General features: G+C 61.1%; 21 protein-coding genes. 6 read left to right on the top strand and 15 right to left on the bottom strand.

Annotated features, from left to right (window positions below; translation table 11 throughout):
• Nucleotides 1-27 precede the first annotated feature (27 nt).
• Both AC1ENN_RS00380 and AC1ENN_RS00375 read right to left on the bottom strand, forming a co-directional pair.
• The gene (locus AC1ENN_RS00380) at nt 28-648 is read right to left on the bottom strand and encodes a response regulator transcription factor (protein ID WP_480406351.1); all 621 of its coding nucleotides are present in this window, start codon (nt 646-648) and stop codon (nt 28-30) included.
• A complete protein-coding gene (locus AC1ENN_RS00375; RefSeq protein ID WP_449647936.1) occupies nt 645-1,934 on the bottom strand; it encodes a sensor histidine kinase in 1,290 nt (429 codons plus the stop codon). The genes AC1ENN_RS00380 and AC1ENN_RS00375 overlap by 4 nt, the downstream gene beginning before the upstream one ends.
• Nucleotides 1,935-2,096: 162 nt before the next feature.
• Here AC1ENN_RS00375 and AC1ENN_RS00370 point away from each other — a divergent pair, with 162 nt between their 5' ends.
• Nucleotides 2,097-3,170, top strand: a complete 1,074-nt coding sequence (locus AC1ENN_RS00370; RefSeq protein WP_449647935.1) for an ABC transporter permease — start codon at nt 2,097-2,099, stop codon at nt 3,168-3,170.
• Entirely contained in the window at nt 3,167-3,874 is a 708-nt protein-coding gene (locus AC1ENN_RS00365; protein WP_449647934.1) for an ABC transporter ATP-binding protein, read from the top strand. The genes AC1ENN_RS00370 and AC1ENN_RS00365 overlap by 4 nt, the downstream gene beginning before the upstream one ends.
• On the opposite strand, the gene AC1ENN_RS00360 is transcribed toward AC1ENN_RS00365, so the two are convergent.
• Nucleotides 3,871-4,683, bottom strand: a complete 813-nt coding sequence (locus tag AC1ENN_RS00360; protein WP_449647933.1) for an aldo/keto reductase — start codon at nt 4,681-4,683, stop codon at nt 3,871-3,873. The two genes, AC1ENN_RS00365 and AC1ENN_RS00360, sit on opposite strands and share 4 nt — an antisense overlap.
• Nucleotides 4,684-4,736: 53 nt before the next feature.
• The gene (locus AC1ENN_RS00355) at nt 4,737-8,207 is read right to left on the bottom strand and encodes a bifunctional proline dehydrogenase/L-glutamate gamma-semialdehyde dehydrogenase (RefSeq protein ID WP_480406350.1); all 3,471 of its coding nucleotides are present in this window, start codon (nt 8,205-8,207) and stop codon (nt 4,737-4,739) included.
• 127 nt (nt 8,208-8,334) lie between these two features.
• Here AC1ENN_RS00355 and AC1ENN_RS00350 point away from each other — a divergent pair, with 127 nt between their 5' ends.
• Nucleotides 8,335-9,228 (top strand): LysR family transcriptional regulator, encoded by an 894-nt coding sequence (locus tag AC1ENN_RS00350; protein ID WP_480406349.1) that lies wholly within the window; start codon nt 8,335-8,337, stop codon nt 9,226-9,228.
• Nucleotides 9,229-9,300: 72 nt separating this feature from the next.
• Here the strand turns inward: AC1ENN_RS00350 and AC1ENN_RS00345 are convergent, their stop codons facing one another.
• The 5 genes from AC1ENN_RS00345 to AC1ENN_RS00325 form a co-directional block, all read right to left on the bottom strand.
• Nucleotides 9,301-9,642: a hypothetical protein gene (locus AC1ENN_RS00345; protein ID WP_449647930.1), complete on the bottom strand. Its 342-nt coding sequence runs from the start codon at nt 9,640-9,642 to the stop codon at nt 9,301-9,303.
• Between the two features lie 101 nt (nt 9,643-9,743).
• Nucleotides 9,744-10,712: a sensor histidine kinase gene (locus AC1ENN_RS00340; protein ID WP_480406348.1), complete on the bottom strand. Its 969-nt coding sequence runs from the start codon at nt 10,710-10,712 to the stop codon at nt 9,744-9,746.
• A complete protein-coding gene (locus AC1ENN_RS00335) occupies nt 10,709-11,434 on the bottom strand; it encodes a response regulator transcription factor (protein ID WP_480406347.1) in 726 nt (241 codons plus the stop codon). The genes AC1ENN_RS00340 and AC1ENN_RS00335 overlap by 4 nt, the downstream gene beginning before the upstream one ends.
• Before the next feature lie 81 nt (nt 11,435-11,515).
• Nucleotides 11,516-12,064, bottom strand: coding sequence for an acyl-CoA thioesterase (locus AC1ENN_RS00330; protein WP_480406346.1), 549 nt, complete (start codon nt 12,062-12,064; stop codon nt 11,516-11,518).
• Between the two features lie 67 nt (nt 12,065-12,131).
• A complete protein-coding gene (locus AC1ENN_RS00325) occupies nt 12,132-13,040 on the bottom strand; it encodes an endonuclease/exonuclease/phosphatase family protein (RefSeq protein WP_480406345.1) in 909 nt (302 codons plus the stop codon).
• Nucleotides 13,041-13,200: 160 nt separating this feature from the next.
• Here AC1ENN_RS00325 and AC1ENN_RS00320 point away from each other — a divergent pair, with 160 nt between their 5' ends.
• Together AC1ENN_RS00320 and AC1ENN_RS00315 are read left to right on the top strand one after the other, a co-directional pair.
• On the top strand, nt 13,201-13,800 hold the full coding sequence (locus AC1ENN_RS00320) for a helix-turn-helix domain-containing protein (protein ID WP_449647925.1): 600 nt from the start codon (nt 13,201-13,203) through the stop codon (nt 13,798-13,800).
• On the top strand, nt 13,797-13,949 hold the full coding sequence (locus AC1ENN_RS00315) for a hypothetical protein (protein ID WP_449647924.1): 153 nt from the start codon (nt 13,797-13,799) through the stop codon (nt 13,947-13,949). Before AC1ENN_RS00320 ends, AC1ENN_RS00315 begins: the two co-directional genes overlap by 4 nt.
• A gap of 34 nt (nt 13,950-13,983) precedes the next feature.
• On the opposite strand, the gene AC1ENN_RS00310 is transcribed toward AC1ENN_RS00315, so the two are convergent.
• The 6 genes from AC1ENN_RS00310 to AC1ENN_RS00285 form a co-directional block, all read right to left on the bottom strand.
• Nucleotides 13,984-14,919 carry a DNA-3-methyladenine glycosylase family protein gene (locus tag AC1ENN_RS00310; protein WP_449647923.1) on the bottom strand — a complete coding sequence of 312 codons (936 nt, stop codon included), beginning with the start codon at nt 14,917-14,919 and terminating at the stop codon, nt 13,984-13,986.
• Between the two features lie 63 nt (nt 14,920-14,982).
• A complete protein-coding gene (locus AC1ENN_RS00305) occupies nt 14,983-16,011 on the bottom strand; it encodes a LacI family DNA-binding transcriptional regulator (RefSeq protein ID WP_480406344.1) in 1,029 nt (342 codons plus the stop codon).
• Nucleotides 16,012-16,066: 55 nt separating this feature from the next.
• Entirely contained in the window at nt 16,067-17,482 is a 1,416-nt protein-coding gene (locus tag AC1ENN_RS00300; RefSeq protein ID WP_480406343.1) for a GH1 family beta-glucosidase, read from the bottom strand.
• 38 nt (nt 17,483-17,520) lie between these two features.
• Nucleotides 17,521-18,366 carry a carbohydrate ABC transporter permease gene (locus AC1ENN_RS00295; RefSeq protein ID WP_341953371.1) on the bottom strand — a complete coding sequence of 282 codons (846 nt, stop codon included), beginning with the start codon at nt 18,364-18,366 and terminating at the stop codon, nt 17,521-17,523.
• A complete protein-coding gene (locus AC1ENN_RS00290; RefSeq protein ID WP_449647920.1) occupies nt 18,363-19,337 on the bottom strand; it encodes a carbohydrate ABC transporter permease in 975 nt (324 codons plus the stop codon). Before AC1ENN_RS00290 ends, AC1ENN_RS00295 begins: the two co-directional genes overlap by 4 nt.
• A 152-nt stretch (nt 19,338-19,489) precedes the next feature.
• Complete coding sequence (locus AC1ENN_RS00285; RefSeq protein WP_449648214.1) at nt 19,490-20,743, bottom strand: ABC transporter substrate-binding protein; 1,254 nt, start codon at nt 20,741-20,743, stop codon at nt 19,490-19,492.
• 250 nt (nt 20,744-20,993) lie between these two features.
• On the opposite strand from AC1ENN_RS00285, the gene trhO reads away from it, so the two are divergent.
• Nucleotides 20,994-21,881: an oxygen-dependent tRNA uridine(34) hydroxylase TrhO gene (gene trhO, locus AC1ENN_RS00280; protein WP_480391529.1), complete on the top strand. Its 888-nt coding sequence runs from the start codon at nt 20,994-20,996 to the stop codon at nt 21,879-21,881.
• Nucleotides 21,882-21,894 lie beyond the last annotated feature (13 nt).

Genomic DNA, 21,894 nt, shown 5'->3' with positions numbered 1-21,894 from the left:
GCCTAACCTCGGCGGCTGCGCTCTTCTTTAGCGCAAAATCCCCAACTCGCGTGCCCGCGAGACCGCAGCGGTGCGCGACGAGACAGTCAGTTTCGAAAAGATGTGAGCCAGGTGCGACTTCACCGTCGTGTTCGACACAAACAATTCCGAAGCAATCAGCGCATTCGACTTACCTTCGGCAACCATCCCTAACACCTCGATTTCTCGCCTACTGAGACTGATCTGGGGTGCTCGCATCCGATCAAGAAGTCGACCAGCAATCACCGGCGCCAACGCGCTTTCCCCCGCGGCGGCGGCGCGCACGGCTGCAACGAGCTCGGCAGGTGGGGCATCCTTCAGCAAGTAGCCACTGGCACCCGCCTCCACCGCGCTCAAAATGTCACCATCGGTGTCGTAGTTGGTGAGCACCAGTACATAGGGCGCAGCTTCCAACGCTCGGATGCGACGCGTGACATCCGCACCCGTCTCGGCCGTGCCGAACTGCAAATCCATCAAGACAACATTGGGCACCTCAGATTGCACCAACGCGAAGGCTTCAGCGGGCGTCGCCGCTTCAGCAACCACCATGAGATCCTCCTCATGGTCGAGCAACGCTCTCAGCCCCGCCCGCACCACGGGGTGGTCATCCGCGATGACCAGACGAATCACGAGGTTGCCTCTGCAGCATCGACGACACTCTCGGCAGCGCTCGCACTCGCGCTAGAAGCACTCGGATCGACACTCCCGACAGCGTTCGCAACATCCTCCAGCGCCAGTTCTACCGTCATTGTCGTTCCTTTTCCCGGCGCAGAATCGATAGTCAGCGTGCCGTCGAGCTGCTCAACGCGCTCGCGCGTGGCGGTCAACCCGAAGGAATCAGAGAAACCTGCCGCGGTCTCTCCAGCGACTGCGGTGGAGTCAAAACCACGCCCGTTGTCTGCCACGACTAAAGTCACGCCGTCGGCATCCCGAGCAATCGAGATCGTCGCCTGGGTTGCCCCAGAATGTTGAACCACGTTAGCCATCGCCCCCTGTGCGATACGCAACAGCGCTGTCTGCATAGGCATCGGAAGATCAAGCGCATCAGCTACCCGAACTCGCACCTCACGATCCGAACTCTGCCACTGAGTGGCGGCAAGGCGGCGCAATGCTGCCCCCAGGCCCTGCTCAATGAGCGCACTCGGAGCCAACTCACGAATGAACCGACGGGTGTCGGTGAGATTCGTAGCCGCCGTCTCGCGGGCAAGCCGCACATGCTCACGACCTGCAGCATCCGGGTCAGCGCGTTCTGCCGCATGCAGCAACATCTGGATGCTCGACAGTCCTTGCGCCACGGTGTCATGAATTTCGCGCGCGAGTCGTGCTCGTTCCGCAAGCACTCCCGCTTCGTGCTCGGTCTGCGCCAACTGGTCGCGCGTCTCGAGGAGTTGCTTCATCAGTAGCTCTCGTTCCGCCGCTTCGGTTGCCAATGACTTGTAGCCAAGGCCAATCACTATCGCGACGCCGGCACCAACAAGGGGTCCGACAACTCCGCCGATTGTCCACCCCGAATGCAGTCCGAGCGCCACGATCGCGAGCCCGGTAGAGGTCAACACGGCCAGGGTTCGCCAACCACGCGGGAGAAGGTGGAGGTAAAGGAAGAAGAGAGGAAACACCAGATAGGCGGCATCTGGAATCAACCAGACCAGAACGAGCCATTCGCCGGAGAAGACAAGCAACCAAAGGTAGCCGCTCAGCGAGCGAGTCGTTGATGGCGTCGTCATGGTGCGTTTGGCCAGCACACCGCCGAAGACATAGGTCACGATCATGAGAGCGGCTAGCGCTATGACGATGCCGCTGTTGGGGTTGTTGCTAACCAGGGCACGCACGATCACGACCGCGGTCAGCGCCGCAAAAAGGATGTGCAAACTGGTGCGCAACCCGATAAAAACCGGGGTCAACGCGGTGTGGCTCATTGTTCGACCCTACTCTCGGCAACGGTCACTCCCATCCATCAAAAGGGTGATTTTTTGTGCCGTCCTTTGCTGGTGAAACTGCGTTCTTGCGGCCGATGCCCCCACGGCGAGGAACGAGGAATCTGGTAACTGTCGAATTCGCTCGACGCCGAAAGGATTCCCATGTTTGTTGCCTGGCGCGATCTGCGCTTTGCTCGCGGACGATTCGTGCTCATCGGCACTGTCGTCGCCCTCATCACTTTGCTAGTCGGCTTCCTCAGCGGGCTGACGGGCGGTCTGGCTGCCCAAAACGTGTCAGCGGTGTTATCAATTCCGGCCGACCAGCTCGTGTTCTCGCCACCGAGCAGCAAGGGTGAGTCCGAAGCGAGTTTTTCTGATTCTGCGATCACGGAGCAGCAAGTGCGCACGTGGGCTTCCGCGCCAGGCGTTGAGTCTGCGAACCCGATCGGTGTCACTCAGACGAAAGCCGAGTCAGCCAACTCCAGTGCGTCCATCGCCCTCTTTGGTGTGGTCGCGGGCTTTGATGACACCGCTCCCACTAGGGACGGCACCATCGGGCTGTCCGAGGATGCCGCGACAACGCTTGCTGTCACGAGCGGCGACACCGTCACCATCGCAGGCATCGACTACACGGTCGAGACGGTCAGCGGCAACTGGTGGTACAGCCACACTCCTGTCGCACAAGTGACCCTGAGTGACTGGCAGGCCTACTCCGCTGCCACGGGAAACCCCGACGCCTACGCCACAACCATCGCCGTCACGGGCGATACCGATTGGGATGCCGTGAATGCTGAAGCAGACACCATCAGCAACAGTGCGCTACTTTCACTGACCGCGGTCGGTTCATTTCGCTCAGAAATCGGATCTCTCCTCCTCATGGTCGCGATGCTGTTTGGTATCTCCGCCCTCGTAATTGGTGCGTTTTTCACCGTCTGGACGATGCAGCGCCAAGCCGATATTGCCGTACTCAAAGCGCTCGGCGCCTCTACGCCGTCCCTCGTCCGAGATGCCCTGGGCCAAGCGCTCGTCGTACTGCTCATCGGTGTCGGCATCGGCATCGGTGTGACAGCACTGCTCGGGGCTCTCCTGGGTAACGCTCTGCCGTTCATCCTGAACCCCTTCACTACCGTGCTGCCGGGGATTGTCATGATCACCCTCGGCCTTGCGGGTGCCGCTTTTGCTCTACGTTCCGTCACCACCGCCGACCCCCTCACTGCCCTAGGGAGCACCCGATGATCCACCTTGATGACGTCACACTGAGCTTTCCCGATGGAGACGGTCGCATCACCGCGGTCAACCATGTCAATCTCACCGCACGACCCGGCACCGTCACCGGCATCACCGGGCCGAGCGGTTCGGGCAAGTCGAGCCTGCTTGCCGTGGCCGCTACCCTCATCAGGCCCGATTCCGGTCGCGTGCTCATTGATGACGTGGATGCCGCGCAATTGTCCCCCACTGAAGCAACAGTGCTGCGTCGCGACGCTATCGGTATCGTTTTTCAGCAGCCGAACCTGCTGCCATCGTTGACGGCGCGCGAACAGCTCGCGGTCATGAACGAGTTAGGTGCTCCCCGTAGCCGCCGACAGCGCGCTGCTGTGAAAGAGCATGCCGCTGAGCTATTGGATGCTGTTGGCCTCGCCGATCAGGCGCACAAGCGTCCCCACCAACTTTCGGGCGGTCAGCGCCAGCGCATCAACATCGCGCGAGCGCTCATGAATGACCCCAAGGTTCTCCTCGTAGATGAACCAACGAGTGCTCTCGATCAGGAGCGTGGCGCAAGCATCATCGAACTGATTCTGCGCCTCACCGATGAACGCAACACGTCAACGCTGCTCGTCACCCACGATCTGGTTCACCTGCCGCGGATGCACGCCGTCGTGAATATGGTGGATGGCGCTCTCAGCACGGTGCGCGCCGAAACCTTGGTTGCCGCCGGCTAGTGCCCGACCTCATCGGAATCGACGCCTGACCCGGGAACATCGATCGCCGCAATGGCTTCGAGATCGCGAGAGTCGAGTTCGAAGTCGAAGATCGCAATGTTGTCGGCCAGCCTTTCGGGGTTGGCCGACTTGGGGATCGCTACAAGGCCGTTCTGCAGGTGCCAGCGCAGCGAGATCTGCGCCACTGAGCGCTCATGCTTCTGGGCAATTTCGAGCAATACCGGCTGGTCGAGCACTCCCTTGATGGGGCTCCACGCTTCCGTGACGATTCCGCGAGAGTCGTGATAGGCGCGCTCGGCTAGGCGAGCGTTGGTCGGCGACAGGTCAACCTGGTTGACAGCAGGAACGGTGGTTCCGGCATCCGCCAGCACATCAAGGTGCGCTGGTTTGAAGTTCGAGACACCGATGGAGCGCACAAAGCCGTCGGCTTGCAGCTGCTCGAATGTGCGCCAGGTGGAAAGAAACTTATCGAGTTCTGGTCGTGGCCAGTGGATCAGCAGCAGGTCAACATACTCCAGATCGAGGCGTTCGAGGCTGCCACGCAGCCCATCGATCGCGAGGTCATCGCCCTGAAAATCGCCATCGAGCTTGGTCGTAATAAAGAGTTCATCGCGGTCAACACCACTGCGACGGATGCCCTCGCCAACGCCCACTTCGTTGCCGTAGCGCACCGCGGTGTCGATATGGCGGTAGCCGAGTTCGATCGCTGTCGGTACGACAATAGCTACCTCAGCATCGCTGAGTGGCCAGGTACCAAGGCCGAGCTGGGGAATGCTGTGGCCGTCGTTGAGCGCTATCGAGGGAATCATCCTCTTAGGCTAAACGACGGCCATCACATTTTGGCGGTACTCGCTAGAGCGAGTTAGACCTCGAGTGCTGCCATGGCCGGGTCGGGGTTTCCGAAGCGGTGCGCGGTGATCGACAGCGACTGCTCCTGCAGGAAGATCAACAGTTCGACTCGACCGGATGTGGTGACCGGTCCCGACCACACCGCCATGTCGGGGTTTCCGTCAACCGCTTCAGCAAGATCGACAGCTGAACCGCCGATGAGGCGCACCCGGTTGGTGTTGAGCTCGCCATTCGCTGCGCGTTCGTTCCAGCGGGCATCCGACTCGACAACAACATCGGCGACCGAGACTGCAGCGTTTGCCGCCTCGAACGATTCGGCGAGCAGGGACGGCAACGGAACAGCCGAGCTGATGTGAATGGTCGAGCCAACACGAGCAGCACCGACAATCATCCGCACGAGGTGTCCCATGGGCTCACCCTCAGACAGGCGAACGGTGACGGGCACCGGACGGTAACGGAACACGTTGCGCTCCACGCCGAGGTCCGAGACGTCACGGCTAATACCGAACTCTGTTTCCCAGGCTCGCTGGTCGCTCTCGGCGGCACGGCGAACTCGGTCGAACTCGGCGAAGTCCATTCCCGACTGGGCCTTCTTGATCACCGAAGACACCTGGTCGCTGAGCCCACGAACCTGAATATCGCGAGCGGCAGGCTGTTCGACGGCCTTCCACTGCCCGAGTGTCATCAGGTAGTTGGGTCCACCAGCCTTGGCGTGGCAGCCAACGGCTGAACGCTTCCAACCGCCGAACGGCTGGCGCCGAACAATGGCGCCGGTGATTCCACGGTTGACGTAGGCGTTTCCGGCCTGAACTTCATCGAGCCAGCGAGCAACCTCTGTGGGATCGAGCGAGTGGATGCCCGCAGTCAGACCGTAGTCCACGGCGTTCTGCATCGCGATTGCTTCGGTGAGGTTCTTGGCGCGCATGACGCCGAGAACGGGTCCGAAGTATTCGGTCATGTGAAACTCGCTGCCAGAGACAACGCCGGTGCGAACTCCGGGAGTCCACTGCTTGCCTTCGTCATCAAGCTGACGTGGCTTCACGAGCCAGCTCTCGCCGGGAGCAAGAGTGGTGAGGGCGTTAAGCAACTTGCCCTGAGCAGGCTCAACGATCGGACCCATCATGGTGAGGGGATCCTGAGGGAGGCCAACACGCAGAGTGCGCACCGAGTCAACCAGCTGACGCTCGAAACGTTCGCTCCGGCCGACTGAGCCAACCAAGATGACGAGGGATGCGGCCGAGCACTTTTGTCCGGCGTGTCCAAAGGCACTCTTGGTCACGTCGGCGACGGCGAGGTCGAGGTCTGCGCTCGGCGTCACGATGATCGCGTTCTTGCCGCTCGTCTCTGCGAGGATCGGCAAGTCGTTGCGCCAGGAACGGAACATTGCGGCAGTTTCCCACGCCCCCGTCAGGATGACGCGGTCGACCGCGGGGTCGGCAATCATGATGCGACCGAGTTCACGATCCTTCAGATCGACGAAGGCGAGCACTTCACGCGGCACGCCCGCTTCCCACAGCGCTTCGACCATTACTGCGGCGCTGCGCTGCGAAAGCTTCGCTGGCTTGATGATGACGCCACTGCCCGAGGCGAGTGCTGAAAGCACGCTGCCGGCGGGAATGGCAACCGGGAAGTTCCACGGCGGAGTAACGACGATGAGTTTCGACGGCACGAACGTGGCGTCGTCGATCGCTTCAAGGTCGAGAGAGCGCTCGGCGTAGTAGTGCGCGAAGTCAATCGCTTCGCTGACCTCTACGTCACCTTCTGCAATGGTCTTGCCTGCTTCGTTGGCCATGACCTCGATGAGGCGGGCACGCGAGGCTTCGATCGCGTCGCCGGCGCGGTGCAGGATCGCGGCGCGCTCAGCGGCGGGCATGCCGCCCCAGTTCGCTCCGGCAGCGGTGACGGAATCGAGGATGCTCTTCATCTGCTCGGGAGTACTGACAGCGCCGGCCGTGACGGTGTCAACGCCGAGCTGGGAGTCGCCGCTGCGCGCCAAGATCGCGCGACCCCACGTGCGGTTTTCGCCAATGGCGGGGTCAGTATCAGCCACGTTGTTGAAGGGACGGTCGCCGATGATCGCAGCAGGCGTGGAGCGGTTCTGCACGCGATTGGTGGTCTGGGCTGGCGTGTTGAGGTTAGCGAGCGAAGCCAAGAAACGGTCTTGCTCGCGCACGAAGATGTGTTCGTTGCTGGAAAGCTCGAACAGTCCAGACATGAAGTTCTCGGTGCTGGCGTTCTCTTCGAGGCGGCGCACGAGGTAGCTGATGGCCGAGTCGAACTCGCTCGGCTGAACAACGGGCGTGTACAGCAGCAGGCTGCCGACATCCTTCCTGACTGCTTCGGCCTGACCGGTAGCCATTCCGAGGAGCATCTCGAACTCAATACCCTCAGTTACGCCGCGCTCTTGAGCGAGGTGCCAGGCGAAAGCAATGTCGAAGAGGTTGTGGCCGGCAACACCGATGCGAACAGCGTCGATGTGCTCGGGGGTGAATGCCCAATCAAGCACGCGCTTGTAGTGGGTGTCACTGTCTTGCTTGGTGCCCCAGGTAGCCATCGGCCAGTGGTGAGTTACCGCGTCGACGTGCTCCATGGCGAGGTTGGCGCCCTTAACAACGCGCACCTTGATGTTGGCGCCGCCGCGAGCGCGACGAGCCGTTGACCAGGCGGTGAGTTCCTTGATCGCGTCAAGCGCGTCTGGCAGGTAAGCCTGAAGAACGATACCGGCTTCGAGTTCGAGTAGTTCTGGCTGGTCGAGAAGCTTCTCGAAGACCGCGATAGTGAGGTCGAGGTCTTTGAACTCTTCCATGTCGAGGTTGATGAACTTCTTCTGCGGCGAGCGCAGCGCGAGCAGGTAGAGCGGGGTGAGACGGTCAACAACACGGTCGACAGTCTCATCGAAAGCCCACATGGAAAGTTGGGAAACGACCGACGACACCTTGATGGAGACGTAGTCAACGTCATCCCGGTTCAAGAGGGCACGGGTGCCGGCGAGACGGTTGTCTGCTTCGTCATCACCGAGCACGGCTTCACCGAGCAGGTTGAGGTTCAGGTTCACACCCTCGCGGCGAAGGTGAACGAGGGCTTTGTCGAGCTTGGCTGGGGTTGCATCGATGATGAGGTGACCGACCATGCCGCGGAGGACGCGACGCGCGATCGGAACGATGATCCACGGCAGAAGTGGCGCGAAGCCACCACCGACGAGGATGGCGAAGCGGAGGTACCACGGCAAGAAGGCCGGAATGATGTGGGTGAGGCGCTCAAGGTTGCGGCCGGCGACACGCAAATCTTCGGGACGCACAACGGTGTCAATGAAGCCAAGAGTGAACTCGAGTCCGTTCGGGTCTTTCAGTACACCGGCGAGGCGCGTGGCGCTCGCATCGGTGGGAAACTCTTCACTTTCAGCCAGCCAACGACGAACGGTGGCTACCGTTTGGTCGGCGATCTGCTGGTGTGAAGCATCAAGGTTGTCGGTATGAGTTGACATGCTCACGAGAATAGGCCTCCGAACGGGGTTGTGGCTGGAACTCTCAGTGTGTGCCCCATGGTGCCTTTAGCAAAAGCGACGGAATTCGCACGATATCCCTTAGAATTAGTTAACTATTGGAGGAGAAATGCTCGACGTTCGACGACTACGACTTTTGCGCGAACTCAAACTGCGCGGAACCATCGCCGCCGTCGCCAGCGCGCTGCGTTATACGCCCTCCGCGGTGTCCCAACAACTGGCTCTTTTGGAGGAAGAAGCTCGCGTTCCCCTGCTGGTTAAAGCGGGTCGTCGCGTGCAGTTAACTCCGGAAGCAGAACTCCTCGTCGAGCACACTGTTGCCCTCCTCGAGCGCCTCGAACTGATGGAAGCGGAGATCCACTCCTCTCTCACTGAAGTGCGCGGAACCGTGCGCCTCGCCGTGTTCCAGTCCGCAGCCCTCGGCATCATTCCGCAAGCTCTCAGCGTGATCGCCCGAGAATACCCCCAGCTCCGCATCGAGATGACTCAGCGCGAACCCGAAAGTGCCCTCTTCGAGACCTGGACGCGCGAGTTCGACCTCGTGATCGCCGAACAGTACCCCGGCCATGCAGCCCCCCGGCATCCTGACCTCGACATGATCCCCCTCTACGCCGACGAACTCTCCCTCGCTGTGCCCATCGCCAGCGGAATCACGACCCTCGCTGAAGCCGCCGGCAGTTCTTGGGTGATGGAGCCACGCGGCACCGCATCCCGCCACTGGGCAGAACAGCAGTGCCGGCGAGCGGGAATCGAACCCGACGTACGCTTCGAAACTGCCGACCTTCAGGCCCACATCCGTCTAGTCGAATCCGGTCATGCGACAGCAATCCTGCCTGGCCTCGTGTGGGGCAGCCGCACTCCGAGCGTTGAGTTGCATCCCATGCCGGGCCTCCCCCGCCGCACGGTCTTCACCTCGGTACGCGACTCGAGCGTCAGCCGGCCATCGATCATCGCGTGCCGCGAAGTGCTCGAAGAGGTCGTTCAGGCGCTAGCTCCGGAATAGCTCTCGCGTCACCGCACAACACAACGGGCCGCACCCGAAGGCGCGACCCGTCCGCGTGGGTGATCTAGCTGGCTAGTCGGCGGTGCCGTCTTCAACTTCGACGCCATTCACGTCATCAGTCGTGTCTTCGTGCTGAGCACCGGGACCGTCGTCGGCCGTCTCGCCGTCGTTAGTGCCATCCTCGACACCATCGTCAGCAATCTCGCCATCATTGATTCCGTCTTCAACCTCGACAGCATCGGTGTCATCCGCGGTCTCGCCGTCGTTGGTGCCATCCTCGATGCCGGTGTCTGCCTGTTGGACTTGGCTGCTGGGCTCGGGGGCTTGTGCCGCCGCGGTGAGCGTTGCTCCTCCGGCAAGCGCCAACACGATTGCGAGCCCCGCGCCACCAAGAGCCTTGGTCTTCTTCTCCATGAGTAGATCCTTTCGTCGGTGTGGGCAGCAGTGTCGCGGCCACATAACTACGCTACGAATCGGCCCGTGAGATCAGGATGAGAGTGGATAAGCCTGTGAAGTCACCGAAGAGGAAGCCGCACAATCGCGACAGTGCCGACACCCAGCTCTGAACGGATTATTAGGCTGCCGCCGTGCGCGCGGACGATTTCGTCGACGAGAGCGAGCCCAAGACCATGCCCTGCACGGTTTCGGGCAGCGTCTGCCCGCCAGAAGCGATCGCGTGCGTGCGCGAGCTCGACGGTCGACATCCCAATTCCTTCATCATGGACCTCAATTTCCGCGTGCGTTCCGAGCGACCGGATGCTCACCTGCACCTCATCGTCGGCGGCACTGAATTTGCGCGCATTGTCGATGAGATTACTCACTGCGCGACCCAGCAGCTCTTCGCTCCCGCGGATGCGCCCAACACCACCGCCGCCCAGGTCAACTGCTGGCGAATCGACGACGACAGGCGCGAGCGCGGGTTGCCGAGCGGATGCTTCGGCTGCGGCATCCGACACCAGAGAAATGAGGTCAATCTCGGAGAACCCCAAGGCCAGCTCGTGCGATTCGCCTCGCGAGAGGAGCAGCAGGTCGTTTGTGAGCCGCACCAAACCTGCGGTCGCGTCGGCCGCCACGCGGATGGCGCGCTCGTATTCGGTTGGAGTTCGCGAACGCGTGAGGGCGAGTTCAAGCTCACCCTGAATGACGGCAAGCGGCGTGCGCATCTCGTGAGATGCCCCGTCGACAAACCGTTGCTGGAGTTCGTAGCTGCGACGCACCGGGGCTAACGCCGCGCGGGCCATCAGCCAGCTCGTGAGCGGAACGACCAGCAGCAGGCCGGCGTAGATAACTACCAGTGCGTTCTTCAGTGTCGCGAAACTCTGTTCTGCACTCGCCAAACCTCCCTCGCCCTGGACTTCGGCGGTGTCAAAGTCGAAGGTGCCGGTGACATAGAAATAAACCGCGAGCGCGAACACTCCAAACAGCACCAATTGCACCGCTGTGTAGGTAAGAGTGAGGCGTCGAATCGCACGGCGGAAAATCATCGTTCGGCGCTCAGCTCTTCAACTGACTCACTCTGTTCAATCACATAGCCCGACCCACGCCGCGTCTCGATCACATCTGGCTCTCCCCCAGCGGTGAGTTTCTGCCGCAGGTAGCGAATGTAGGTCTGCACGACGTTACTGAATCCCTCGAAATTGCTATCCCACGCGTGGTCAATGAGCTCGGTGCTGCTCACGATGCGTCCGGCATTGCGCATGAGGTACTCGAGCACGGCGAACTCCTTGGCCGTGAGCGGAATGCGCCGACCATTTCGCTCGGCGGTGCGAGTCGATGCATCAAGCGCAACGCCGCGCACTGAAATCACTGGGGGTTGCGCCTGCGGGGAGCGACGCAACAACGCGCGCACTCGTGCGAGCAACTCCACAAGATGGAAGGGCTTCACAAGGTAGTCATCTGCGCCAGCATCGAGTCCGTCGACTTTGGTGCGCATCCCGTCGAGGGCGGTGAGCATAAGTATCGGAACGTTGGTGTCGAGTTCGCGGATGCGGCGGCACACCGCCATGCCTGCGGGTTCGTCGGCGGCGACATTGAGCCCGGGAAGCATCAGATCGAGCACCACAAGGTCGTAGGTAGCATCCACCTCAAATGCTTCACTACCGCCAGGCGCATCGTGCACAACGTGGGTCGCATACCCGGCCTCGCCGAGGCTGCGACGGATCACATCAGCGAGGCGCACATCATCCTCAACGATCAATACCTTCATAGCCGCCCCTCTTTCGCCGAGGCTACCGCGGATTCAATGAGATCCACGTGAGAGTGGTCGTGCCGACCTGTGTGGCGGCGGCTACTCCCAGATGCTCGGCGCTTCTGCGCGACTGACGGGCAGCGCAACATGATCAGCCCACTCCTGAACCCACTCGGGAAGCACCGGCTGTTCGCCATCCCATCCGATGGTGTCGAGAAGTTCGGCAACACTGACGGTGCCGCCGGAGCGCTTCAGGAAGCGGGCGCGGGTCATTGCTTGGGCATAGATTTCGCCACCAACTACGAAACGTTGCTCCACGTAAACCGCTTTTTCGTCGTACCCGACGACGCGCGTTTCGAGGTCAAACTTTTTCCACAGGTCGAGTGATTTGCGAAAACTGATGGTCTCGTTCGCCATCACCGGGTAGTAGCCCTTGGCGGAGAGCTTCTGCCAGCCGCCGGCACGAATCAGGAGGTCCATGCGGCCGATGTCCATGATCGAGAAGTAGACACCGTTGTTCATGTGGCGGAGCACATCAATGTCGGTCGGCAGCACCCGGAAGGACATGCTTCCGACATCCCTGATGCCCAACGCTGAACGACGCGTGCTGAGGATGCGGTGGAGGATGGTGCGGAAGATCAGATTCACTCGCCCAGATTAGGTGAATCGTGATCGAGATTGTAAATCGTTTGTAGGGATGCTCTAGTGGGGTATCTTATTTTGCCCCGGCGAAACGCACAACGGCCTGCACCGGTGCGTGATCCGACGGCCACCCGCCCGAATACCGTGTGACGTTGATGCCTGTCTGCGTTACGGTCACGTCGGGCGTTGCCAGAACCCAGTCGATTCGCTTGCGGTTGCGCTTGGGCGGGCCGTAATCGGGGAACGTTCCCCACGCTTGAGTGAGACGCTCTTCGGCCGTGTTCCAGGTGTCGACCAGCAGCCCGTTACCGGTGAGCTGGTCATAAGGGTGAGTGTCAGCATCCGTATTGAAATCGCCGGTCATGATGGTGGGATGCGGTGTCGACTGCACGATGTTTCTCAACGCTTCGGCCGAGCGAAGGCGCGAGGTGCGGGAACGGTGATCGAGATGCGTGTTTACGGCCTGAAAGTGGATGCCGGTGGCGAGGTCACGGAAGATAGCTTCGACGACAATGCGTGGGGTGCGATTGCCCCACGAAGTTGATCCTGGAACATCCGGAGTATCGGAGAGCGCGGACTGTCGCCATTGGACCACTTGCAGACGACGGGAGTCATAAAAAATGGGGCAGCCTTCGCCACCCGTGTTCTTTTCGCGACCATGGCCGAGCGAACGGTAGTGCTCCCCCAGCGCCTTGTGCACAAAGCGCGCCTGAGTGAAGAGGGCTTCTTGCACGCCGACCAGCGCCGGTTGTTCGGCAAGGAGGAGGCGCCTCATCAGCGGCTGACGGTGCCGCCACTGGTCGGGGTTACGTGGAATAAGTTTGGGCAGGCGCCGGCGGATGTTGTAGGTCATGACATGCAGACCGGGGGCCTCAACGGGGCCGATCAGCGAGCTACCGCGCGGAGGGAACGCCAGTCGGGGCTCGCGCTCTGGGGCGAGCGCAGAAAAGTGCTTCGACCGTGGGGTGGTGATTCCCGCCATGGTTCTAGCCTAGGGCGTGGTCTGGCGTTTCGTTGGGGTCGCGCAACCTCGCGTATGGGGATCACCTACGCAGCATCCGTAATTTTGAATTCTATGCGTATACGCATACGTTCGGTATTACACTGAAACTCAGTACTCGTGACTCGAGATGGGAGAACCGATGACGCTCGCGGCCGAAACGATCCGTACCGCTCGCACTCGCGCGGGGATCAGCCAGGCCGCACTCGCGCGCCGAGCCGGTATCGCGCAGTCGACCATCAGCCGGATCGAGCACGAAGAAATTGATCCGACCTGGGCGACCATGCAAAGCCTGCTCGCTGCCACTGGATGGGCGATCAACCCGCAGCCCACAGGCACAGCTCAATTGCTCTCGCCGGAGACGGTATCCCGGGCGATGGCGCGAAGTCTGCGAAAAGGCGACTCGGAGTCGGCCATTAGAGATCTAACCGAAGGCGTCGGGCGCCTGATTCGCGCCGGCGAAACCGGTGAACACATCCCCGCCTGGGCCACAGAGCAACCGTCTCGACTGATCGGGATTCCCCTCTGGGACACCTTCCTCGCTACCGCCTTTGCGTACGGTCTTGAACGTGCGGGCCAAGCCCCACCCCAATGGATGCTCGATGCACCGTCATTGCCCCATGAAACCTCACCCGGCGACGAACCCGGTCCAGAATTTCGGGACTGGCTGCGAGCGCGAACACCTCCGGTGTTCCTTAACAAGAACATCCTCTCGCGGGCTGAAGACTGGGCGATCGCATGAGCGGCGGCTACCGTCAACTCAATGCGAGCGAGATCACAGAATTACTCGGCGAAGAGTCGTTGTCACTCACCACTGGTCGGGATGATCTGGTGATACTGGCCCCAGAGGCACTGGCAGGCGTGAAACGAGAAATGGAACTGCCGCACTGAACTCGCGGTAGCGTGGCGCGTCTCCCGAGTGCCTCTAGTGCCCCCGGTGATCCTGGATCGTCATCCGCGGCCCGAAAGCTGGCTTGCGAAACCCGGATGCCGTGATGAGCCGCACAACCCGCTGACGGTGGCCGCGCCAGGGCTCGAGCAGTTCGAGCATCCGCTCATCGTCAACGGGTTCGCCAATGAGGGCCCACCCGACGACCGCGGCAAGGTGGTAATCGCCGACGCTCGGGCTGTCGGGGTCAGCGTGCGAGCGCTGCGCGGTTTCGGCGGCTGTCCACACTCCGACGCCCACGACTGATCGCAGCGCGGCTTCGATGCGCGGGCCGCCGCGCCCCCAGTCGGCGGTGCGCTCGAGGGATGCCGCCACTTGCGTCGCGCGCATCACGGTCGCCGAGCGCTGGGGCCCGACTCCCGCGCGGTGCCACTCCCAGGACGGAATCCGCGCCCAACCCTGCGGCGGCGGCACGACGCGCATCCCGGCCGGGGCGGGACCGGGTGCCGGTGAACCATGCTTGGTGACGAGGATGCGCCAGCCCCGCTTCGCTTCAATGCCCGTGACTTTCTGCTCCAGAATTGCCATCACGAGTGCCTCAAACACGAGCTTCGTGCGAGTGAGCCGAAGCCCAGGGTTCTGGCGCTGAGCCTCAGCAGCAAACGGAAGCGCCGAGATATCGAAGTCGCTCCAGTCGTCGCCCTCCCCCAGCAACTCAGGGACACTGTCAATCGCCCACTCCGCTCCGGCACCCCACGCAGTGCACTCCACGTGCGATCGTTGTTGCACGAGGAGAAGCGTGGCCGGGCCAGCAGGCGTGAGCATAGTTCGCCACGTGCCCGCGGTATCCGTCTGCATCGTCGGATCACCAGCACCACGCTTGAGCGGTTGCAGGGTTGCGCGCACGTCAACCGGACGACCTGGTGCGTAACTCGTGCGCACAGGCTCGACGGCGGAGCGCGCGAAAGTCATAAAGCTAGGCTACGCGCCGCCACCGATAACGCTTCACGCGTCGGCCAACACGAATCAGCGAAACTACGCCGAGTCGCGCACCACAAGGTACGTCGGCATGATGGTGCGGTGCGGAACGGTCGTGTCTCCACTCAGCAGTCGCAGCAGAGTGTCCGCCATCGCGAAGCCCATCTCCTCAGACGGCTGACTCACCGTCGTGAGAGGCACAGCAGCGGATGCCGCAGCCGGGCTGTCATCAAACCCCACGATGGCAACATCCCTCGGTACGACCCTCCCCTGTTCGCGCAGCACGTCAAGCACCCCTGTTGCCATGAGATCGCTCGCAACAAAGAGGGCGTCGATGTCAGGGCAACGTTCGAGCAGTTTGCGGGTGGCCGCTGCGGCACCGGCGACCGAAAAGTCGGCGTGCTCGATTGCATCCGTGGCGATACCCGCACGCGTGAGAGTGCGGAGGAAACCATTGAACCGGTCAATCCCGGCAGACATATCGACCGGTCCGGTGATCGAGCCGATACGACGACGACCGATGTCGACAAGATGTTGGGTCCCCGTCTCGGCACCCTCGGCGTTGTCGACGTCGACGAAATAGGCATCCGTGTTGTCATCATCCTCAGGGCGCCCACCGAAGACAACCGGCATTGTTGTTTCGAGTTCGGCCACGAAGTCGTTACCGGTGTGGTGCGAGATAATTAGGGCTCCGTCAGCACTGCCCGAGCGCAGATAACGCATTGTTTTGTGTTGAGGGTCGCTTGATGCGACGAGCAAATTAAGCGTGTAGTCGCTCTCATCAAGGCGGCGAGTGATCCCTTGAACAATCGCCGCAAAGTACGGGTCTCCAAAGAATCGGGTCATATCCTCGGGGACAACGAGGGCAAGTGCCTGAGTTCGGCGGTTCGCGAGCGAGCGAGCGGCCCGATTAGGCAGGTAGTGAAGAAATTCGACAGCAGCATTTACGGCGGCGACGATCTCCGGGTTCACCTTCGTCGATCCATTCACCACCCGACTCACGGTCGCCCGCGACACCCCTGCCTCCGCAGCCACCATTTCCAAGGTGGGCTGCGTAGGGCGCGTCTGGCGCACTGAGACTGTCATAACCCCAGTCTATTTGTGCACACGAGATGCCCTCTCCATAAGTGCGGACTCCCCCTTAGGAGAGAGCCCGGTCGCGAATGATCTTGGCGTACGCCAACCCGCTGTCCTTGATCGTGCGTTCTTGCGTTACGTAGTCGACCCGCACAATACCGAAGCGCTTTTCGTATCCCCACGCCCACTCAAAGTTGTCGAGCAGCGACCAATAGAAGTAGCCATGCACGTCAACGCCTTCAGCGATGGCGTCGAGGATGGCACCCAAGTGTGTCTGCAGGAACTCGGTTCGCTCGACATCCCGCACGCCACCATCTGCGTCAATGGTGTCGTCGTAGGCAGCGCCATTTTCGGTGACGTAGAGCTTCGTGCCTGACGGCCGAGCGTATTCGCTGTCGACTCGAGCCAAGAGCTCGCGCAGTCCGTCAGGCTGAACTTCCCAGTTCATCGCGGTGAGCGGGAGTCCCTGCGGGTGGTTGTAGACACCATCGGCAGCGGGGAACGGAGAGCTCGTTGCCCGGTCGGTGGGGGCTTCCCCCAGAAGCGGATGCTCGGCTGGCCGGTCGCTGACCAACTCGCCGTGATAATAATTCACGCCCAAAGCGTCGATCGGTTGCGCGATCTGGGCGAGGTCGCCGTCGTGAATGACGTCGGTGAGACCAAGCCCAGCAACGTCCTGTAGCAGATCGTCAGGGTACGCACCGCGAAAAATGGGGTCAAGGAAGAACCGGTTGAACTGTCCATCGATGCGACGGGCAGCATCAACATCACCGGGGCTAGCGGGGTCGACGGGCTTCGCAACAGTCAGGTTGAGTGTGATGCCGAGCTCGAGCTTGGGGTTGCGTTCCCGCAGCGCTTCAACCGCAAGACCGTGACCCAGCAGGAGGTGGTGGCCGGCGGCGAGCCCGGCTTGCTTGCTTTGGCGTCCGGGGGCATGAACGCCGGCGGTGTAGCTGAGGAAGGAGGAGCACCACGGCTCATTGAGCGTCGTCCACACGTCAACACGGTCGCCGAGGGCATCGTGCACGTTGAGTGCATAGTCACAGAAAAGGTATGACGTGTCGCGATTAGCCCAGCCGCCCTTTTCCTCGAGCGCCTGCGGGAGGTCCCAGTGGTGCAGCGTCAGCCACGGCTTGATGCCCGCAGAAAGCAACTCATCGACGAGACGCGAATAGAAATCAATCCCCTTCGGATTGACCGGACCGCCGTCAGGTTGCACTCGCGACCACGACGTTGAGAAGCGATAGGTCTGCAGCCCCAAGTCCTTCATCAGAGCCACATCGTCGCGATAGCGGTGGTAGTGATCGCACGCGATCTCGCCACTTTCCCCATTGATCACGGCCCCGGGAACGCGACTGAAAGTATCCCAGATCGAATCTGTTCGACCATCCTCATGGGTCGCGCCCTCAATTTGGTAGGCAGCAGTCGCCGCACCAAAGAGGAATCCTGCGGGGAAGGCGCGGGGGTCTGAAATAGTCATGTCCTCATTCTTTGTCACTGTTGAAAACTCCTGCACGGTCATCCCTTGACCGCGCCCTGCATGATTCCGGCAACCAGTTGCTTGCCAAGGAAGATGAAGACGAGGACCAGCGGGATGATCGAGAGCACGACGCCGGAAAGTACAAGCGAGTAGTCGACGTAGTAGGCAGCCTGCAACTGCTGCAGCGCGACCGGCAACGTCGGGTTGCCAGGGTCGAGAACGATGAACGGCCAAAAGAAGTTCGTCCACGTTGCAATGAAGGTGAACAGCGCCAGCATTGCAGCGGCCGGGCGTGCGGCAGGGAGGCCGACGTACCAGAAGCTACCGATCATGGATGCCCCATCCATGCGCACCGCCTCAATGAGCTCGTCGGGCAGCGCATCGCGCAAGTACTGGGTCATCCAGAACACGCCGAATGCCGTAACCATCGCAGGAGCGATGACAGCCCAGAGGCTTCCCGTCCAACCCAGGCGGGACATGACGATGAACAGGGGAACGATGCCCAGTTGCGTCGGCACGGCCATCGTCGCGATGACGAAGATCAGCAGACCCTCCCTCCCGCGAAACTTCAGCTTCGCGAAGGCATAGCCTGCGAGGGTCGAGAACACCACGACACTGAGCGCGACGCTGGAAGAGACAATGATGCTGTTCATGAGCGCTGTCCAGAACGGGACAGTGTCGATCACCTTGGCGGCGTTGGCGAGGAAGTTGCCGCCCGGAATCCAGTTGATGCCGTTCTTGTTGATAGCGGCAGCATCTTGACTGCCGATCAAGAACGACCACCAGATCGGAAAAGCGGAGCCGAAGAGCACAGCAATCAGGATTCCGTAGACCCAGAACCCGGGGCGCCGATCGTGGCCGCCTGCCTGTTGCTTCTTTTTCATCGCTTGCCCTTCGTCCGGATACGTCGTTCAGTGGAGCCGGCAATTCTGCGGGTGATCACGAAGTTCAGAATGGCGATCACAATAATCACGAGAAAGAGCAGCCAGGCTACGGCCGAAGCACGGCCGAAGTTGCGCTGGCCCCACCCGAGCTCATAAATGTAGAGAGTGAGCGTCTGCCACTGTCGGTTGGCTCCGCCTTGGCCCGCTTGGTCAAACATCCGAGGCTCGTCAAAGATCTGCAGTCCGCCGATGGTGGAGGTGATGATGACGAAGATGATCACGGGGCGCAGTAGCGGAACAGTGATCGACCAGAAAGTGCGCAGTCGATTGGCACCATCGATGATCGCGGCCTCATAGTAGTCGCGGGGAATCGCCTGCATAGCGGCAAGGAAGATGAGAGTGGTGTAGCCGGTCCAACGAAAGTTGACCATGGTGGCGATCGCAAGGTGGCTCGGGATGACATCGACATGCCACCGGATTGCGTCGATGCCAATGCCACCGAGGAGTTCGTTGATCAGTCCGAATCGATCCCCAAAAAGGTTACTGAAGATGAGGGCGACCGCGACAGGGGCGACGACGTAGGGCAGGAGCACGCCCATGCGCCACAGAGTCTTCGCACGCAAGTTGTAGTCGAGGAAGGCGGCGATGCCCATCGCGATAAGTACCTGCGGAACGCTGGAGAAGAGGAAGATGCTGAAGGTGTTGCGCAGCGAGGTCCAGAAGTACGGCTGGCTGAGTACGGTGACGTAATTGTCAATGCCGACAAAGTCGCCTTGACCGCCGATCAGGTTCCAGTCGTGCACCGAGACCCAAGCCGTGTACAGCAGGGGGAAAAGACCGACCAGCGCAAACAGAATGAAGAATGGCGAAATGTAGAGGTACGGGGAGAAGCGCACATCCCACCGGCTGAGACGGTGATTGCGGGCAATGCGGCGGAGGCTCCGGGCATCCACGTCGATCGCGGCGGTCATCGGTTGTCCTTACGTTTCGCGGTGGTGGGGCGCAGTAGTGGCCAGGTGCCGACGGCACGGAGGTTGAGCAGTGGTGGTTTGGCACGCTGTTCGAGAAGCGGTGGTCGAGCCATCGAGACTTGCCCGAAGCCCGACCACCGAGTTGTTTCTCGTTAGCCGAGCGACTTTACGTCGGTCTCGAACTGAGCCCACGACTCATCAGCCGACATCAGGCCATCTTCAACCCGAGTGATCGCCTGTTGCATGGCGTCGTTGATGGCGAAGTACTTCGCGCCCTTGAACGGTGTTACAGAGACGGCTGCGGCCCGGTTGGCGAGGATCTCACCAGTCGGCGCGTCGTTGAAGAACTCGTTGGTCGCTCCGAGGAGTTCGTCGCTCGCAAGAGCGTCGATCTGGCTCGGGAAGGTTCCCTTCGAAGCAAACGCACTGAGCTGCTGCTCAGGGGCAGTGAGCCACGCTGCAAGCTTCTGCGCTTCTTCTTGGTTCTTCGACTGAGTCGGAACGGTCAAGTACGAGCCGCCCCAGTTGCCGCCGCCACCGGGGAAGGTGTCTGCGATGTCCCATCCAGCGACGCCGTCGGCGTTTCCGGAGATTACGCCAAGCATCCAACCCGGGCAGAGCATGGTCGCGAAGCCGTCATTCTGGAAGCTTGCGGTCCAGTCGTCGCTCCACTGTGAGAGGTGCGCGGATAGGGTGCCGCTTGCGTTGAGAACATCGTCGTAGGCTTGGCGCACTTCGGGGTTCTCGGTGGCAATGACGGTACCGTCATTTTCTTCGTAGGCGTTTTCGAGCTGGTTGACGACACCCTGCCAGGTTGCTCCGGCCGAGTCGAACCACGGGACGTTCGTACCAGCTGATGCGAACTTCTCGCCGGCAGCGTAGTAGCTGTCCCAGCTTGTGCCGAGCAAGTCGGCAACTTCAGCGCGATCGGTCGGCAGTCCAGCTGCTTCGAAGAGGTCGGAACGGTAGCAGACGGCCTCAGGTCCGATGTCGGTGCCATAGCCGATGAGGCGGCCGTCGGCATCCGTTGCAGCCTTTTCTTTCCAGTCCAGCCAGCGACCGTCGACGTCTGCCGAAGCCAAGTCGATGAACTGGTCCGAGTACTGCAAGAGTTCGGGCAGCCAGTCGACTTCGATGGCTTCGACGTCACTGAGCCCACTACCTGCTGCGAGGCGGGTAGTGAGGTTGTCGCGCGCCTCGTTCGAGGTTGCGGCTTTCTTGTGCTTGATGGTCACGTTCGGGTTGGCTTCTTCGTACTTTGCGAAGAGGTCGTCGTACCCGAATTCGTTGAACGTGGCGACGGTCAGTGTGACGTCACCGCCGGCCGACGAACCTGAGTCGGTGCCTGCCGAACAGCCTGTGGTGATGAGGGCGATGGATGCTGCGCCGGCTACGACTGCAGCCATTTTGGTGCGCGGGAAACGCTTCACGGTCACTCCTTTGTGTGTACGTGCGGGTGGTGCCTAGATGGGATGTGGTGATCCTCGTATCGCTCTGCTGAAATTCTGTGAGAGCGCTCTCACGAGTGTGAGAGTTACCCTAGGCGACTGTCAGTGTTGTTGTCAAGAGAGCGCTCTCACGCACTTTCAATCCGCGCCGGTTCAAGCGCAGTGCGCTACGCGAGCCACACCCAGCGAACAGCCGTAAACTTGCCCCGTGGCTGTTCCTAAGATCCTTCTCTTCTACGTGTTCACGCCGCTGGCCGATCCGGAGGCTGTGCGGCTGTGGCAGCGCGACCTCTGTGAGTCCCTCGGGCTCGGCGGTCGCATCATCCTCTCCAAAGACGGCATGAATGGCACCGTCGGCGGCGAGCTGAAAGATGTGAAGCGCTACATTCGCAAAACGCGTGACTACCCCGCGTTCAAGAACATTGACTTCAAATGGAGCGAAGGCATCGGTGGCGACTTTCCGAAGCTCAGCGTGAAGGTGCGCGACGAGATCGTCAGCTTTGGTGCTCCCGGTGAGCTGCAGGTCGACGAAAACGGCGTTGTCGGCGGCGGCACGAAGCTCAGTCCAGAAGAACTCCACGAACTTGTTGCCCGCAAAGAGGTCACCTTCTTTGACGGTCGCAACCCCATCGAGGCCGCGATTGGCAAATTCACCAATGCGATAGTTCCGGATGTCGACACCACCCGTGACTTCGTAGCCGAACTCGACAGCGGCAAATACGACCACCTCAAAGACACACCAATCGTCACCTACTGCACTGGCGGCATCCGCTGTGAGGTTCTCTCCTCCCTCATGCGCAGTCGCGGATTCGGCGAGGTCTACCAACTCGATGGCGGCATCGTTCGCTACGGCGAAAAATTCGGCGACTCCGGCCTGTGGAACGGTTCGCTCTACGTTTTCGACAAGCGCATGGCCATCGACTTCACGGCAGACACGAAAGCAATCGGCGCCTGCTACCAGTGCGGTGCCGCCACCAAGCGCATCGAGAACTGCCACAACCCGGCCTGCCGCGAACAGTTCGTCGTGTGCGATGAGCACGCCGACAGCGTGGCGTGTGCCGCGCATCCGTTCACCGTCTCAGAGACTGTCGCCTAACCACCGAGCACCC

Source organism: Rhodoglobus sp. G.S.23, from assembly GCF_056675935.1.
This window is presented reverse-complemented; position numbering and strand designations above follow the sequence as displayed.